Origin of the sequence: Gemella haemolysans (assembly GCF_012273215.1) — a bacterium.
Lineage (GTDB): Bacteria > Bacillota > Bacilli > Staphylococcales > Gemellaceae > Gemella > Gemella haemolysans_A.
This window is the reverse complement of sequence record NZ_CP050965.1, coordinates 1,797,175-1,813,224: the sequence shown is the minus strand read 5'-3', so window position 1 is coordinate 1,813,224 and position 16,050 is coordinate 1,797,175. Positions and strand designations below refer to the sequence as shown.

Here is a 16,050-nt window from a genome sequence, read left to right as displayed (position 1 = left end):
ATTTACTTCTTATTTTGGAAGGAGGAGCTTGGCTCCTCTTTCCTTACCCCTAATATACCCCTTATTTTTTTAAAAATTATAGGTTATAATCTTTAACTAATTTTTCAACTTCAGCTAATTTAGCTGGATCGAATGATTTCATAGGTTTTTTACAAGTTCCTGCATCGATTCCTTTAACTTTAAGGATTTCTTTAAGTGTTTGGTATAATCCTAATTCAAGAACTTTTTCAATTACGTCATTTGCTTCGTGTTGAAGTTCATAAGCTTCAGCAACTTTACCTTCTTTAGCAAGTCTGAAGATTTCTTGACTTCTTTGTCCGTTAACATTGTATGTAGAACCGATAGCTCCGTCTACTCCAGTAATAGCAGCTTGAACTAACATTTCATCAAATCCAGACCAAATTAGTTTGTTAGGGAATCGTTTTCTGAATCTTTCTAATTGATAGAAGTCTGCTGCAGTGTATTTAACACCGATAACTTTTTCATCTTCTAGTAATTCAGCGAATTGATCTAAACTAATTTTAACCCCTGTTAAGAATGGAATGTAGTAAAGAATCATGCTGTTGTCAGTTGCATCGATGATTGTTTTGTAGTAGTGTTTGATTTCGTTGAATGATAGTGGGTAGTAGAATGGAGTAACTGCTGATAATGAGTCGTATCCTAATTCTGTAGCGTATTTAGCTAGTTCTACAGCTTCATTTAAATCTAAAGATCCAACTTGAGCGATAAGCTTAACTCTGTCCCCAACTACTTCTTTTACAAATTTAAAAATTTGTTTCTTTTGAGCAGTGTTTAATAAGAAGTTCTCCCCACTACTTCCGTTAACATATAGACCATCAATTTTACTTACATTGATGTTATGTTCAATAACCTGTCTTAGTCCCTCTTCTTTAACCTCACCATTTTCGTCAAATGGAATAAGTAAAGCTGAATAAAGTCCTTTTAAATCTTTCATTGTTATAACCTCCGTTATTTGTTTTTATTATTTTTATTTTTTGTATTTATTTAACACATTAAATTTTAACACACTTATATTGTAAAACGTTTTCTATCGTTTGTCAATAGAAAAAATTAAAATTATAATATTTTTTGAAACCCTTTTATCTGTTAACCTTTAAGCTATATCTGGTATGATTCAATCATTATTATTGTTGAGTTGTTTTATACGTTATTTATCTAGTATTTGTCTAGTCTTCTATTATCTAATTAATGCATTAAACTCTTAAATATAAAAAAGGAGCGACTCAAAAATCATAATTTCAAAGAAATCGATTTTGTCGAGTCACTCCCGCTAAGTTTATTAGATATTAAAACTTTCTTTAAATATCAGTAAACTCTTGCGTCTATACGTTCTCATATAATTTTTTATAAAATCTAGGACTTTTAGATCAGCCCCTCTTATTTTAAGATTCACATTCTTTAGAACATTCTATCTATCATAGCTTCCGATTAGGAACATATTTCCTTCTAATGTATATGATGAGCAAGCTGTTGTTAGAATAAAGCTATCTCCTTTTTTTACATCATAACTAGTTCCATCAATTACCACTCTACCTTTACCATCAAGAACAGTAAATAAATTTCCTGTCGCAGTTTTATCTAGCGAAACCTGACCTTTAACATCTACTTTATAAACAGAAAAATACTTCTCATCTGCTAAGTATGTTATAGTAGCTCCATCCAACTTCTCCTCTTTAGGACTTGTTGTAGCTTTTTCAAAAGGAACTTTTGTAACATCTTTTGTTTTTTCTATATGTAGTTCGCGAGCATTTCCATCTTTATCAACACGATCATAATCGTAAACTCTATATGTTGTATCAGAGTTCTGTTGCACTTCATAAATTAAAATTCCTTCTCCAATCGCATGAAGTGTCCCCGCTGGAATATAGAAGAAATCTCCTGCTTTTACATTTTTCTCAATAAACAGCTCATTCCATTGCTCAGCGTCTATTTTACTATTAAACTCTTCTTTTGTTTTAGCGGTATGTCCATATACTAATTTCGCACCTTCTTTAGCATCTAATACATACCAACATTCAGTCTTACCTAGCTCTCCATTCTCATTTACTCGCGCATAGTCGTCTTCAGGATGCACTTGAACCGATAAATTATCACTAGCATCTAAGATTTTAATCAATAACGGAAACTTATCATAAATTTTTTCTGTAAATAACGTAGGTTGTTTCTCGTAAGCCTCTTTTAGTGTCAATCCTGCCAACTGTCCATTTGTTATTTTTGAACTTCCATTATCATGAGCTGCAATTACCCATGCTTCTCCAATATTTCCTTGTGGAATAGAAAAATTAAAACTTTCTAAATTGCGTCCTCCCCATATTCTTTCACAAAATACAGGCTCTAAAAATATAATTTTATCCATTTTCTTCTCCTTTTATTATATACCTACGCTTTTATTATACACTAAGTATGTTACTTTATATAACAGATACCTTATATTTTTTTCAATAACTTATTTTCAAAAAAACGTTTTTATGGTAATATATCGTTGTAAAGATTTTTTAACATTAATAAATTTTAAAGAACAATATGTCTTTATTTAGAAAGTAGGTATAATATGTATTTAGGAATTGATATCGGTGGGACAAGTATAAAATTTGCTGTATTTGATGATAACTATAAAATCATCCACTACGAAACTTGTAAAACACCTGACAACGTAACTGTAAAAATTACTGACGAAATGTTCAGAATAGCAAGCAAAATCCGTGAATCTTACAACTTCTCTGCAGCAGGTATTTCTGCAGCTGGAGTTATCGATAATGTACACATGGAAGTAATCCGTGCTGCTCCAACTATTAAAAACTACCTTGGAACTAACTTCAAACGTGATTTTGGAGATAGACTAGGTATTCCAGTATATGCTGATAACGACGTTAACTGTGCTTTACTTGGTGAACAATGGCTTGGTGGAGCTAAAGGTCTTGATGAAGTATTCTGTATGGCTTTAGGAACTGGAATCGGTGGGGCTTACTACTTAAACAGCCTTCCTTTCGGATCTAACTTCGGTGTAGGGGAAATCGGACAATCTGTTTACGATTTCGATACTAAAACTACATACGAACAACGTGCTTCTACTATTGCATTAGATAGAAAAATTAAATCTGAAATGTACGAAGGTCTAAGTGTTATCGAATTCTTCGATCTTTGTAAACGTGAAGATACAAGTGCATTAAAAGTACTAGACGAATGGTTATTCGAGCTTGCTCGTGGTATTGTTAACTTACTATGTATCTTAGATCCAAAATACATCGTAATCGGTGGGGCCGTATCTGCTCAAGGTGATTACTTATTAAACAAACTTGAAGCTAAAGTACGTGAACTACACCCAATCGAAATAAACAAAACTAAATTCTTAGCCGCTGAGCTAGGAAACGATGCAGCTCTATATGGAGCAATCAGCCCATTTGTAGAAAAATAAAATATTAAAACTTATCCCCTCTTTACCTAAAAAGTAAGGTGGGGCTTGTTTTTTCATCAATATCTCTCTAGTTCTAATACTCCAACTTATGCAACCGTTTAATTTTTTTCTAATATTATTAAAATTTTTCTTTACAAAGTTCAGGATAAGTGATAATATAAGTTTAAGTTAACACATTAAATTTTAATAAGTCTATTTTTATATTAATTAATCAAGGAGGAGTCAACTTGAAAAAATACGAAAAGATTATAAATGACATCATTTTAAAAATACAAACTGGTATTTTTAAAGAAGGTGAACAACTCTATACAGAAAAAGAGATAAAAGAAATATATAATGTTAGTAGTACTACTGCCGTACGTGTACTAAATGAATTAGAGTCTGCAGGTTATATTTTCAGAATTCAAGGTAAAGGAAGTTTTGTTAATAAAACATTAGTTAACAAAAAAGTTCTAGTTACAGAAAATAACAACTTCCACAAACACTTTAAAGAATCAGTATCTGAGCACTCTGAAGTTATCGAAGCTGAGATTATTCAAGATAAAGAACTTTGTTCTAAATTAAAATTAAAAAATCAAAAACTTCTAAAAGTAGCTCGTATAAAATATATTGGTAATATCGCATGGGCTCATCAAACTAACTATATTCCAATAAAATATTTACCTGACGTTAATATTAATGATATAGATAGTTTCAAAGAGCTTGCTACTATGATTAGAAAAAAATATCGTATAGATATTCACCAAGAAAAATCTAAAAAAATTATGAACGTTATAGTTGATACTCCTGAAGAAATTGCCAAATTTATCGCAAAAGATGGTGAACCTTGTTTTGAATTCGATAGGTACACTTACTTCGGTGACGGCAAAATTTTTGAATATGTAAAAATATATATAAATTATAAATACTACAGCTTAACCATTAAAGATTAAGCTCTGATTGGAGTTAACTATGGATAAAAAAGAAAAAATCTTAAACCAAATAAAAGGTGGCATTATCGTTTCTTGCCAAGCATTACCTGGAGAACCACTATATGTTGAAGAAGGTGGAATCATGAAACTTATGGCACTAGCTGCAAAAGAAGCTGGAGCCGTTGGTATTCGTGCACAAGGTGTTACAGACATAGTTCAAATTAAAGAAACAGTAGACTTACCTGTTATCGGAATTATCAAACAAAGTTATGAAGGTATGTCTCAATTCATCACAGCAACTATGAAAGAAGTAGACGCCCTTGTAGAAACAGGTTGTGAAATCATTGCCTTAGACTGTACTTTACGCCCTCGTTTCGATAGAACAACTATTAATGATTTTGTTGCAGAAATCAAAGCTAAATATCCTGACATTATTTTAATGGCTGATATCGCTACTTTCGAAGAAGGTGTAAATGCAGAAAAAATAGGTGTTGATTTTGTAGGAACTACCTTAAGTGGTTACACAGAAAATACAAAAGATAGACCAAATGAAGTAGATTTAGATCTTATCAAAAAATTATCTGAAACTATTTCTGTTCCAATCATAGCTGAAGGACGCATCCACTACCCTAATCAAGCTAAATTAGCTTATGATGCAGGCGCATCCAGCGTAGTAGTAGGTGGAGCTATTACCCGTCCAAAAGAAATAGCAGCTAGATTTATCGATGCAGTGAAATAAACAAAAAGTTCTAATTGACACTTGATCAATTAGAACTTTTCTTTATATTACTTTTCCCAAGCACGTCCATCGATGTAGCTTGATTTTCTGTAGTTTTCTTTCATCGGTTTTACCGGCATTATTATCGATAACAGTATATATATCAATATCGGACTACCGAATGAGAAAATACTCGCTAATAAGAATAGCACTCGTAAAAAACTAGCACTTATTCCAAATCTTTCACTTAAACCACTGCATACTCCAGAGACTATAGCTCCTTCATATGATTTATAAATTTTTTTATCTTCTAAAAAATTAAGAAATTTATTCCATATTTTATTTAATCCATCTATCATAATAAATTCCTCCTGACTTTATTGTTGATATTTTATTATTCTGACTTTATAAATATTATATCACACTTATGTGATATATATTAACTATTTTACTCAGGTGACTTTAAACTAAGTTTAGATTATAAGATTTTATAATAAATATCTTAAAAATGACATTAACAGTGAAATTCTTATCGAGCATAAAAAACAAATCGTTTGCGTATATATGAATCCACTAAAGATTTCATCAATATTTTTCGCCAAGAGCACCAAAAATTATTCTTATGATTCAATTATTCTAAAAAATTTCAATTGCCATTTTTGTGCTTCTAGAGCTGTTTTATTTAAATCCGTACACCAAGGTGGATAAAATCTCATAGCCATTTTTCCTTTGCTGTCTTTTGTCGAGAGAATTTTTTTACGGATAGCCTCATCATTTGGAATAATAAAAAGTCCTCTTTTATCGTTATCGATCACAACAATAACGAGTTCATTCCCTAGATCTTCATTAGTATATGGAATGTTTTTATTTCTTGAGTCATTTTTCCAAAAGACTGTAAAATATCCTTCTTTTTTGGGTGTTTTTTTTGCCAAGCGACATCTTTTATAGCCTTGCTCTTCCTTTATTTCGATAAGGATACCTTCGTATTTTTCATTCCACTTTTCTTTAATGAATTCAAAATCACCATAAAACTCATTTAGAACCTCAAGTATTTTCATTATGACGTATCTCCCCCTTAACAAAATTTTTTTCACTTGAATTACTACATACCCCAGGTATAATAACCCCCTCGTATGATTTATTATCTTTTTATCTTCTAAAAACTTGATTCATATTTTATTATTCTGATTTTATAAATATTATATCATATTTATATGCTATATATTACTTCTTGTACTAAGGTGACTCTAATATAAGTTTATATTATAAGATTTTTAATAAATATCTCCAAAACCATATTATCTGTGAAATACTTATCTTAAAAAATAAAAGAACACTCCGAAGAATGTTCTTTTACTTTTTGACAAGAGTCTTAAAGGATAGACGGCGTACCCATCATCTCAGGTACTCTATAAAAGAGTGTGTAGAGAGCCTTTTCTACTTCAATAAGACTTCTTCTATTTTTATGTTATAACAAATATTTTGGTTTGTCAAAATACTTGCCATTTATCCCCCTTTTTATAACTTTTCAATTTTCCTTCTTGACAAGTGAGTGATTAATCACTATAATATTAAGTGTGAGGTGAATGTTTGCTCACTAGAGGTTTGAAATCATATTTCTAATGGGATATTTCCTTACACCTATCGTAAACTGTTCTTTAATAATATTAGTTCTAAAATAATTAGGGGGACAATTATCTCTCACATAATCTCAGCTATATTTTTTTATTTATAAAGTGAGTGTTTACTCACTCTTAGGAAGAAAGGTGATTCTTATGAAAAAATTAATACAAATTACTTCATTATCAAAAAGTTTCGGTGATCAAACAGTCCTGGACAATATTGATTTCAACCTAGAAAAAGGTGAAATTATCGGTCTTATCGGGCCTTCAGGAGCCGGAAAATCAACATTAATAAAAACAATGCTCGGTATGGAAAAAGCGGATAAAGGTGAAGCCCTTGTTCTAGATAACAAAATGCCAAAAAGAGAAATTCTTTCTAATATTGGATATATGGCACAAAGCGATGCCCTTTATGAGATGCTTACCGGCTGCGAAAACTTAGAATTCTTTGGAAGAATGAAAGGTGTTTCTTCAAAACAACTAAAAGAAGAGATAGCTTATGTAGCTAAAATTGTTGATCTAACCGATCACTTAAAAAAATTAGTATCGAATTATTCAGGTGGGATGAAACGCAGACTTTCACTCGCTATTGCGCTAATCGGTAGCCCTGAGTTACTTATACTCGATGAACCTACAGTCGGTATAGACCCTAGCCTTCGTCGTAACATTTGGAAAGAATTGTTCAAGCAGAGGGATAACGGTGTTGGAATCCTTGTGACGACTCACGTAATGGACGAAGCAGAACTTACCGATAAAGTAGGACTTCTTCTTCGTGGTGATATTATAGATTTTGATACACCAAAAAATCTAAAAGAAAAAAATAATGTTGCTACTATCGAAGAAGTATTCTTAAAAGCGGAGGAAAAATAATATGAGAATTTTAACTATTTCAAAAAGAGTTTTTAAAGAGTTTTTTAGAGATAAAAGAACTTTGGCAATGATGTTCGTTGCTCCTATTTTTATAATGTGGTTAATCAGCATAGTCTTTTCAGCAAATACAAATTCTGAAATTACTGTAGCTTCTGTAAATACTCCTCAAAGTGTCGTATCTGTAATGAAAGATATCGACAACGTTTATCTACAGGAATATCAATCAAAAGAAGTTGCTGAAGAAAAATTAAAAAATAATGAAATTGATACTGTAATTTCTTACGATAACAATACTTATACAGTAACTCATGCTAACATAGATTCTACTAAAACTATGCAAGCTCAACAAGTTTTAAAAAGTTCTATAAAAGCATCAGAAGTAAAAAACTTGGTAGAAGTTGTTAAAAAAGTAAATCCTAAATTAGGTGAAAGCAAACAAGAACCTGAAGTTAAAGAATATTATAACTACGGTAATGCAGATTCAACATTTTTCAATAAAGTTGCACCTACTTTAATCGGCTATATCCTATTCTTCTTCGTGTTTCTAATATCTGGTATGGCTCTACTAAAAGAACGTACTAGCGGAACTCTAGATAGACTTTTAGCTACTCCTGTAAAAAGAAGTGAAGTTGTCCTAGGATATGTGCTATCTTATAGCTCATTAGCTGTAATTCAAACTATTATCGTCACTTTATCATCTATATATTTATTAAATATTGAAGTTGCTGGAAATCCATTTTATGTTATAATAGTTAATGTATTACTAGCAATGGTTGCCTTAACATTAGGTTTACTAATCTCTACAATTGCAAAATCAGAATTCCAAATTATGCAGTTCGTTCCAGTAATAATCATTCCACAAATGTTCTTTTCAGGAATAGTATCTGTTGAAAGTATGGGGAAAATCGCCGTTTATATTAGTAAAATCCTACCTGTTACGTATGCTAGTGACGGTTTAAGCAAAATAATTTTAGAAGGTAAAAATCTTCTTGCAATTAAAACTGATATCGTTGTTCTACTTGCACTTTGCATCCTTCTAATAATACTTAATATTCTAGGCTTAAAACGATATAGAAAAGTTTAAAAAACAATAGGAGACCCTTATGACTGAAAATATCTTACAATCTTACTTTAGCATTTCTCATGACGAATCCTTCCCACCCGGTAAGAAAAAAACAATAGAAGCTGCTATTAAATTATTCGCAAAACAAGGATACCATGGGACATCTACGCTTCAAATCGCTAAAGAAGCAGGCGTTAGTCAGGCAACAGTATTCAAATACTTTAAAACTAAAGAAGATTTATTATATTCAATAATAGTCCCTGTTATTCCTAAATTGTTTTTAAATTTTCTAAAAAGAACTCAAAATACCAACTCCCTTGAAGAATTAATCAGTTACGTTGTCGAAGATCGCATGGTTTTCCTAAAAGAAAATAAGGATACTATAAAAATAGTATACTCAGAAATATTAACAAATGAAAATTTTAAAACACAACTTATTGATTCTATAAAAATAACATTTGAAAAAATAAACTTCAAAGCTATATTAAAAAAATATAGAGAAACTAATCCTGAAATTAACGAGAACTTATCAACATCCGAAATTATTCGTTCATTCGCAGGACCTATCAGTACCTACTCAGTCCAAAGATTTATTCTTTTTGAAGACGTTCCTTGTCCTACTGAGGAGCATGATTTACAATTTATTAAACAACAAATTTATAAAAACTTAACACGATAATAAAAAAAGAGGAGCTTGGTATTTTCCAAGTTCCTCTCACTTTTTACTCACCTAATCTAATCACCTTATCACAGATTGATAATGTTGATTTATTGTGTGAAATTATTATTGTTATCTTATCTTTTTTACTTTCTTCTAAAGCTTTTAGCACTTCGATTTCACTGAAGATATCGATGTTCGCTGTTGCTTCATCTAGAATTAGAAGTTTACTGTCATTGTAGAATGAACGCGCTACTGATAAACGTTGTTTTTGCCCTGAACTTATATTCGAACTTCTCTCACCAACGATTTCATTTTCACGACGTTTCAAGTTATCCACAAAACCTCTTAAATTAGTTTTTCTTAATGATGCATCCAACTCTTCTTTATCCAAATCTTTCTCGAAGAATGTGATATTATCTTTAATTTTTGCATTGAATAAGTAACTATCTTGTAGTATTATCGAACTATTTTCTCTAAAGTAACGATTATCTATCTCTCTTAGATCGACACCATCGATAGTAATATTACCTTCCATATTTTCATCTGAGATGAATTTCATAATAAGTTTCGCTATTGTAGATTTACCACAACCACTTGGTCCACTTAATCCTATAACTTCGCCTTTTTTCACATCAAAGCTTAAATTATCCACTACAGTATTATCAGCGTAACGATATGTTAAATTCTCAACTTTAAGTTCGTTAAAATCAACAACTACACCTCTATTTTCCGCTTCTTCCGGCGTATTCATAAGTTCTAAAAATCTCTTCCCACTAGCCATCGTTTGACTTAATGTTGAAGCAAGATTCCCCATGTATAAAATAGGAATAAACGATACGATAAACATCGCAACTAATGATACAGTTATGAACTGACTATCAAGTGAAGCTGCAACGTAGATAAATGCCAACACCCCGATATTGTAAGTTACAACATTTAGAGTATTTAAATCTACTAAGAATTTGTTTTTTAAATACGAACTTCTTGTCAGTTCCTCAGTTTCCATATCGATATTACGTTTAGCCTCATCGATTTTTCCATATTGTAATGTTTCAAAAATTCCATAAGCTTCTTCTGATGAATTGTTATTTACTTGAGTTAGTTTACGACGATAATTTTCACCAACGTCTTGTCCGACATTTCTAAAACTTAGTGGATACACAAGTCCGATTACGATATAGATTATTAAAGCTACTAACGCTAGTTTCACGCTAAAGAATAGTAAGAAGATACTAACTACTAAACTTTGCACGATATAGATCATAAATGGTGTTATCGTGTGCGCGTAGAAAACTTCTAATAATTCGATATCAGTCGTAATCATCGTCATATAATCACCTGAAGTGTTTTTTGTAAAACTATCGACAGATATACGTTTGAATTTCTCTAAAACTTTAACACGTAAAGCATGTAATACTTTGAACGCAACATAATGGTTTAAAAGTTGCTCAGTATAGCTAAATAATCCTTTTAACACAGCTAAAGCGAAAATTATGATAAATAAAATTGCTGCTATTGTTGTTATTTTTGTTAAAAAGAACAACGAGATGAAGTAGGTAAATACGACAAGTGTTAAGTGACCTAAGCTTCCAAATAAAGTCGCTCTAAGTAATGGACGTTTAAACTCTTGAGCGATAGCTAAAAGTTGTTTTAATTCTCTTAATGATGTCATTACTCTACCTCCTTAGCTAAAAATTTTGATTTCAGTTGTTGTTGATCTGTGAATAATTTTCTATATAGAGAATTTTCTTCAATCAGCTCAGCATGTGTTCCTTCTTCGATAATTTTCTTATCTTTTAGAACATAAATATTATCTGAATTTGTCACAGTCTCTAAATCGTGAGAAATAACAATAATAATTTTTCCTTCTTTAATTGAATCGAAGGCATTAAGCACGATTTCTTTACTGTAATCATCAATATTCGATACAGCTTCATCAAGTATATACAAGTAAGAATCTTTTAGTATTGCTTTTGCTGCAAGTAGCCTTTGTTTTAGACCACCAGAAAGGTTCGCAGCTCCTATCGCAAGCTCATAATCTAGACCTCCGTGTTCTTCAACAAAATCTTTAAGATTAACTTTTTCTAAAGCATTATACATTTCTTCTTCAGTTATATTTTTGCGAACACTTAAATGCTCTCTTACAGTACCTTTAACTAAGTAACTATCATTAGTAATAAGTGTCGTAATTTTAGCCATCTCTCTAGTAGGAATACTATCAATATTGAAGTTGTCGTATTTTATACTTCCACTATAATTAGAATTTAAACCTAAGATTAGTTTGATAATAGTAGACTTACCACTTCCACTTTCTCCTACTAATGCTGTTTTCGTACCAGGTTTAAATAGCATATTGATATTTTCTAAAGTCGTCTCCTCACCATAAGAGAAACTTACATTGTTCAGAACAATATTTTTCCCAGCTTCAACCTTGATAGTTTCATCTTTTTCCTGTTCCGGATGATCAAGAAGTTTGTAGATATTATCTAACTCAACATTCCCTTTCATCGAAATGTGGAACAATCCTCCTAAAGCACGTAATGGTTTAAAACATTCTAATGTAGCAACAATAACAAAAACTATAAGCTTCTGATCTTTCACCGCAAAGATAGCAATAATTGATAAGATAAAAATAGAAACATAAGTAATAGCATCCATCACATTAATAGAATTAAGTTGGTGACGAAGTAATGCCATCGTCGATTTTCTATATTTTGCACTACGAGTATCAACATCACTCGCTACGTTATCTTCTTTACCATAAATTTTTGCCGTTGTGAAACCTGATAATCTATCGTAGAATACTTCAGATAAGCTTAAGAAATCGCTGAAGTTCTTTTTATTAGCCTTTTTCGACTTCTTAATAATAATCATAATAGATACAGGGATAAGCGGATATAGTAATAACATCGCTATAAACAACAGAATATGAATCTTCCCATAAATAACAAACGAGCTAAGCACAATAAACAATGTCGCAAACATCTGCGGTACAAACTTATTGAAATAAAATTCAATATTCACGATTGATGAAGAGTTCATCACAAGAAGACTACCAGTATTTACTGCTTCTGTGTAATTTAGTGAAAGTTTTTCTACTTTGTTGTAAATTTCTTTTCTTAATGTATTTCTAACCTGTTTAGAAATTTTGTGACTGAAGTAATTATCCCCAGTTGTAGCTGCATAATACACTACTAAACCTACTACCGTTTTCAAGATAAACCCTAATACAGCACCGCTTCTACTCTCTTCACCTAGTGAATAAAATAGAAAATCTACGAAATTGTAGATAAAAAATAGCGAGCACCAAAAGGCAACAAGTTTAAGAATCGCTACGAGATATACTTCTCTTTTGATATTAAAGAGAGCCATCGCTCTACCATCTATCTTCATAATATCTCCTTATTTAATTTCAAATTTAGATTTTTTACACAAAAAGAGTAATATTATGGTATCAGATCTAGGTTGTTTCTTATAAAAGTCCAACATTCACTCTTTTTGAGAAAAAGGCTCTAGCTACCTTTATTGATATATATTATCAATTATTATTATACTATATAGCTAAATTAAAAGATAGCTTTCTTGTTTATTGTTACGAAAATGTTCAAAAATATAGAGAATGTTCGGGAAACGGAGTTTCATCTTATTCTCGGTAACTCTTTGTATTTCATAGTTTTGTTTTTGTGAGATGTACAATTTGACGCTATTTATTGATTTTTGTGTTTCCTTTAGAAAGACAGTAGATAGCTTTTCTTTCTACTTTTTAGCTTACTTTTGTTCTTACATCTCCCATTTTGTAAGAACAAAAGTCCAAATGTAGATAAAACAAAAAAACTCCAGAATTTTCCTCTGGAGTTTATTTTTGTCTATTCTTTTATAATTCTATAGTAAATTTTTGATGTTATCGCATAAACTATTAGGTAGAAGATTGCGAAGACTACAATTGTCACAGCGAGTGCTTGTAAAAATATGCTACTATCTGTTATTAAGAATAATCTTAATATTTTCTCAATAAATGGATATGCTACTATCGTGTGTAATGTCGCTATAATTAGCGGTGAGAAGAAGATTAACAGTACTTGTGATCTGATTGATTGTTTAATCTGTTTATCTGTAATACCTACTTTTCTCATAATTTCAAAGTTTCCTTTATCTTCATATCCTTCTGAGATTTGTTTGTAGTACATGATTACCACTTGGCTTATTACGAAGATAAAGCTTATAAACACTCCGATGAATAGGAATGATGCGAATACTCCTCTGAATGTAATTTTGTTTTCTTCTTTACCTTCTATTGATACACTCTCTCCTTTTTCTAATTTTTTGAAACTTTCGATTACCTTAGCTTCTCTATCTGTATCTTTAATATTGAATGCAACGTAGTTTTGAAGTGTAGGAGCACCTGATTGTAAACCAATCCCTCTTTTTTCTAACTCTTTACTACTTAACTCTGTTAGTTTTGTAGCTAATTTAGTTGCTTCTTTCTCATCTTTAACAACAGCATAATATGTATCCATAATATTTGCGGTATCTGAACCTATTGTTCCTGGAAACTCTGATAATTTTTCTTTAATTTTATATTCACTGCCATTTAGAGAAATACTATTATAGTTGTAATTTCCTTTTTTATCGATATGTAATAAAATCTCATTACTTTCTAATGTTTTATTTTTATTAGCGAACTTATTATAATCTTTTAATTGTAAAACAACTATCATTTTAACATTACTTAAGTCTACACCTACATATGATTCAAAATTAAATTTATCTTCAACTAATCTTCCTACCATAGGTAATGAATTATATGATACTAAATCTTGTACTTCAGTTCCCGCTTCTTTAGCTGATAATTTTACATTATTTTCGATTTCTTTTAGTTTATCACTAGTAGAATGATAACCTGCGATCATTAATTGTCTTGGGAATCTCTCATTATAAGATTTTTCCATACCTGCATATAAAGCCGATGTTGATCCCATAGTTACAAGAACCATAGTAGATAATATACAGATATTCGCTAATCCTACTGCATTTCTTTTCATTCTGTATAATAAACCAGAAACGCTGATGAAGTTTTTAGGTTTATAGTAGAAATTTTTATTATTTTTCATAATTTTTAGTACTGTTATACTAACTGCCATGAACACTAAATATGTACCAATAATTACCGCAATTACAGCATAAAAGAATACTAATATTGCTTTTATAGGATTTTGTACAGTTTGTGCTGTGTAATATCCATAACCGATTAACGCTAAACCAATTATCGCTAGAATCCATCTAGATTTTGGTTCTTTTTCACCTTTATTTTCATCTTTTAATAAGGCTACAATTCTAAGTCTAGCTATTTTTATAACAGTATAAAGTAATAATAAGAAGTATATTCCTCCAAATAATAATACTGAGAAAACTATAGCTATCGGTGTTATACTGAAACCAAAGCTAACTCCCGCTGAGAATAACTTCAATAATACTAACAGCATAAGTTTATCAAAAATTATTCCTAATCCAATTCCTAACACTATTGTAGTTACAGCGATAATAATTGTTTCTAACACTAAGATTTTAGCTATTTGTTTTTTTGTCATACCTAAAACAGAATACAATCCGAATTCTTTTACTCTACGTTTTACTAGAAAACTGTAAGTATAAAATAAGAAAATTACAGAGAACAGCGCAATTACAATAATCCCGAAACTTAATACCTGTTTGGTCGCATCGATACCATTTGGAAGTTTGTCTAAATTATCCCCAAAGGCTAGAGATGATAGTATGTAAAATGACATTATTGTAAAAATTGCTGATAACACATAAGGTATTATAAATTTTTTATTTTTTACAAGGTTGTTTAAAGCAAATTTGCTATAAAAGAAGCTCATCTTACTCACCTGCCTGCATTAAAGTTAACGTATCATTAATTTTTTGGAACATCTCACTAGTAGTCGCATTTCCTTTTCTAAGTTCGTGGAAAACTACTCCGTCCTTAATAAATAATACACGTTTTGCACGAGCTGCTGTTTTCACAGAGTGCGTAACCATAATAATTGTTTGTCCCGCATTATTTAGTTTTTCAAATACTTCTAACAGTTGATCTGTTGATTTTGAATCTAGCGCTCCTGTCGGTTCGTCCGCTAAGATTAGAGCTGGATTTGTAATAATCGCACGAGCTACCGCAACCCTTTGACGTTGACCACCAGATACTTCATATGGAAACTTATTGATTAATTTATCAATTCCTAAAGGTTTAGTTACTTTCTCTAACCTTTTTTCCATATCTTTATATTTTTTATTAGCTAGTACTAGCGGTAATAGGATATTATCTTTTATAGAAAAATTATCAAGTAGGTTGAAATCTTGGAAGACGAATCCTAGATTGTCACGGCGGAAATTCGCTAAATCTTTATCTTTCAGCTTACTTAAATCTAAATTATTTAAATTCACATTCCCTGACGTTGCTTTATCGAATGTTGCGATAATATTTAATAAAGTAGTTTTACCACTTCCACTCTCACCCATGATCGCTACATATTCACCATTATCTACTGCGAAATTTACATTTTTTAACGCTTCTGTACTTTGAGTACTTAATCTTGTCGTATAAACTTTTCTTACATTGTTGACTTCTAATAACATTTTTATCACTCCTGAATTCTTTTTATCTTATCTTCCTAGTTCGAACTTTTCTACAACTTCCTCGTTGTTTATATTTATATTCTACCTTACTTTTCTTACAGATTCTATCGATTTTCCTTACAAAAAAGGTCCCAAC

14 protein-coding genes are annotated in these 16,050 nt (G+C 30.9%); 6 read left to right on the top strand and 8 right to left on the bottom strand.

The window, feature by feature from the left end:
• Window positions 1-76 precede the first annotated feature (76 nt).
• The gene (locus FOC48_RS08535) at window positions 77-955 is read right to left on the bottom strand and encodes an N-acetylneuraminate lyase (protein ID WP_003147455.1); all 879 of its coding nucleotides are present in this window, start codon (window positions 953-955) and stop codon (window positions 77-79) included.
• A gap of 474 nt (window positions 956-1,429) precedes the next feature.
• The gene (gene manA / locus FOC48_RS08530) at window positions 1,430-2,377 is read right to left on the bottom strand and encodes a mannose-6-phosphate isomerase, class I (protein WP_003147454.1); all 948 of its coding nucleotides are present in this window, start codon (window positions 2,375-2,377) and stop codon (window positions 1,430-1,432) included.
• Between the two features lie 195 nt (window positions 2,378-2,572).
• Between manA and FOC48_RS08525 the strand changes: the two genes are divergently transcribed.
• The 3 genes from FOC48_RS08525 (at window position 2,573) to FOC48_RS08515 (ending at window position 5,086) form a co-directional block, all read left to right on the top strand.
• A complete protein-coding gene (locus FOC48_RS08525; protein ID WP_003147453.1) occupies window positions 2,573-3,436 on the top strand; it encodes an ROK family protein in 864 nt (287 codons plus the stop codon).
• 227 nt (window positions 3,437-3,663) lie between these two features.
• Window positions 3,664-4,368 (top strand): GntR family transcriptional regulator, encoded by a 705-nt coding sequence (locus FOC48_RS08520; RefSeq protein ID WP_003147452.1) that lies wholly within the window; start codon window positions 3,664-3,666, stop codon window positions 4,366-4,368.
• Window positions 4,369-4,387: 19 nt separating this feature from the next.
• Window positions 4,388-5,086 (top strand): N-acetylmannosamine-6-phosphate 2-epimerase, encoded by a 699-nt coding sequence (locus tag FOC48_RS08515; RefSeq protein ID WP_003147451.1) that lies wholly within the window; start codon window positions 4,388-4,390, stop codon window positions 5,084-5,086.
• Window positions 5,087-5,133: 47 nt separating this feature from the next.
• Here the strand turns inward: FOC48_RS08515 and FOC48_RS08510 are convergent, their stop codons facing one another.
• Entirely contained in the window at window positions 5,134-5,424 is a 291-nt protein-coding gene (locus FOC48_RS08510; protein WP_003147450.1) for a PspC domain-containing protein, read from the bottom strand.
• 261 nt (window positions 5,425-5,685) lie between these two features.
• Entirely contained in the window at window positions 5,686-6,123 is a 438-nt protein-coding gene (locus FOC48_RS08505) for a MepB family protein (RefSeq protein ID WP_003147449.1), read from the bottom strand.
• A gap of 717 nt (window positions 6,124-6,840) precedes the next feature.
• Here FOC48_RS08505 and FOC48_RS08500 point away from each other — a divergent pair.
• From FOC48_RS08500 to FOC48_RS08490, 3 genes are read left to right on the top strand one after another with little or no spacing between them, the layout of a single operon-like run.
• Window positions 6,841-7,557 (top strand): ABC transporter ATP-binding protein, encoded by a 717-nt coding sequence (locus FOC48_RS08500; RefSeq protein ID WP_172497930.1) that lies wholly within the window; start codon window positions 6,841-6,843, stop codon window positions 7,555-7,557.
• Between the two features lies 1 nt (window position 7,558).
• Window positions 7,559-8,641, top strand: coding sequence for an ABC transporter permease (locus tag FOC48_RS08495; protein WP_003147446.1), 1,083 nt, complete (start codon window positions 7,559-7,561; stop codon window positions 8,639-8,641).
• 19 nt (window positions 8,642-8,660) lie between these two features.
• Window positions 8,661-9,299, top strand: coding sequence for a TetR/AcrR family transcriptional regulator (locus tag FOC48_RS08490; protein ID WP_003147445.1), 639 nt, complete (start codon window positions 8,661-8,663; stop codon window positions 9,297-9,299).
• 43 nt (window positions 9,300-9,342) lie between these two features.
• Here the strand turns inward: FOC48_RS08490 and FOC48_RS08485 are convergent, their stop codons facing one another.
• From FOC48_RS08485 to FOC48_RS08470, 4 genes are all read right to left on the bottom strand, one after another.
• Entirely contained in the window at window positions 9,343-10,953 is a 1,611-nt protein-coding gene (locus FOC48_RS08485; protein WP_003147444.1) for an ABC transporter ATP-binding protein, read from the bottom strand.
• Window positions 10,953-12,674 carry an ABC transporter ATP-binding protein/permease gene (locus tag FOC48_RS08480; protein WP_003147443.1) on the bottom strand — a complete coding sequence of 574 codons (1,722 nt, stop codon included), beginning with the start codon at window positions 12,672-12,674 and terminating at the stop codon, window positions 10,953-10,955. The genes FOC48_RS08485 and FOC48_RS08480 overlap by 1 nt, the downstream gene beginning before the upstream one ends.
• 473 nt (window positions 12,675-13,147) lie before the next feature.
• Window positions 13,148-15,160 carry an ABC transporter permease gene (locus FOC48_RS08475; protein ID WP_003147442.1) on the bottom strand — a complete coding sequence of 671 codons (2,013 nt, stop codon included), beginning with the start codon at window positions 15,158-15,160 and terminating at the stop codon, window positions 13,148-13,150.
• Between the two features lies 1 nt (window position 15,161).
• The gene (locus tag FOC48_RS08470; protein WP_003147441.1) at window positions 15,162-15,914 is read right to left on the bottom strand and encodes an ABC transporter ATP-binding protein; all 753 of its coding nucleotides are present in this window, start codon (window positions 15,912-15,914) and stop codon (window positions 15,162-15,164) included.
• Window positions 15,915-16,050 lie beyond the last annotated feature (136 nt).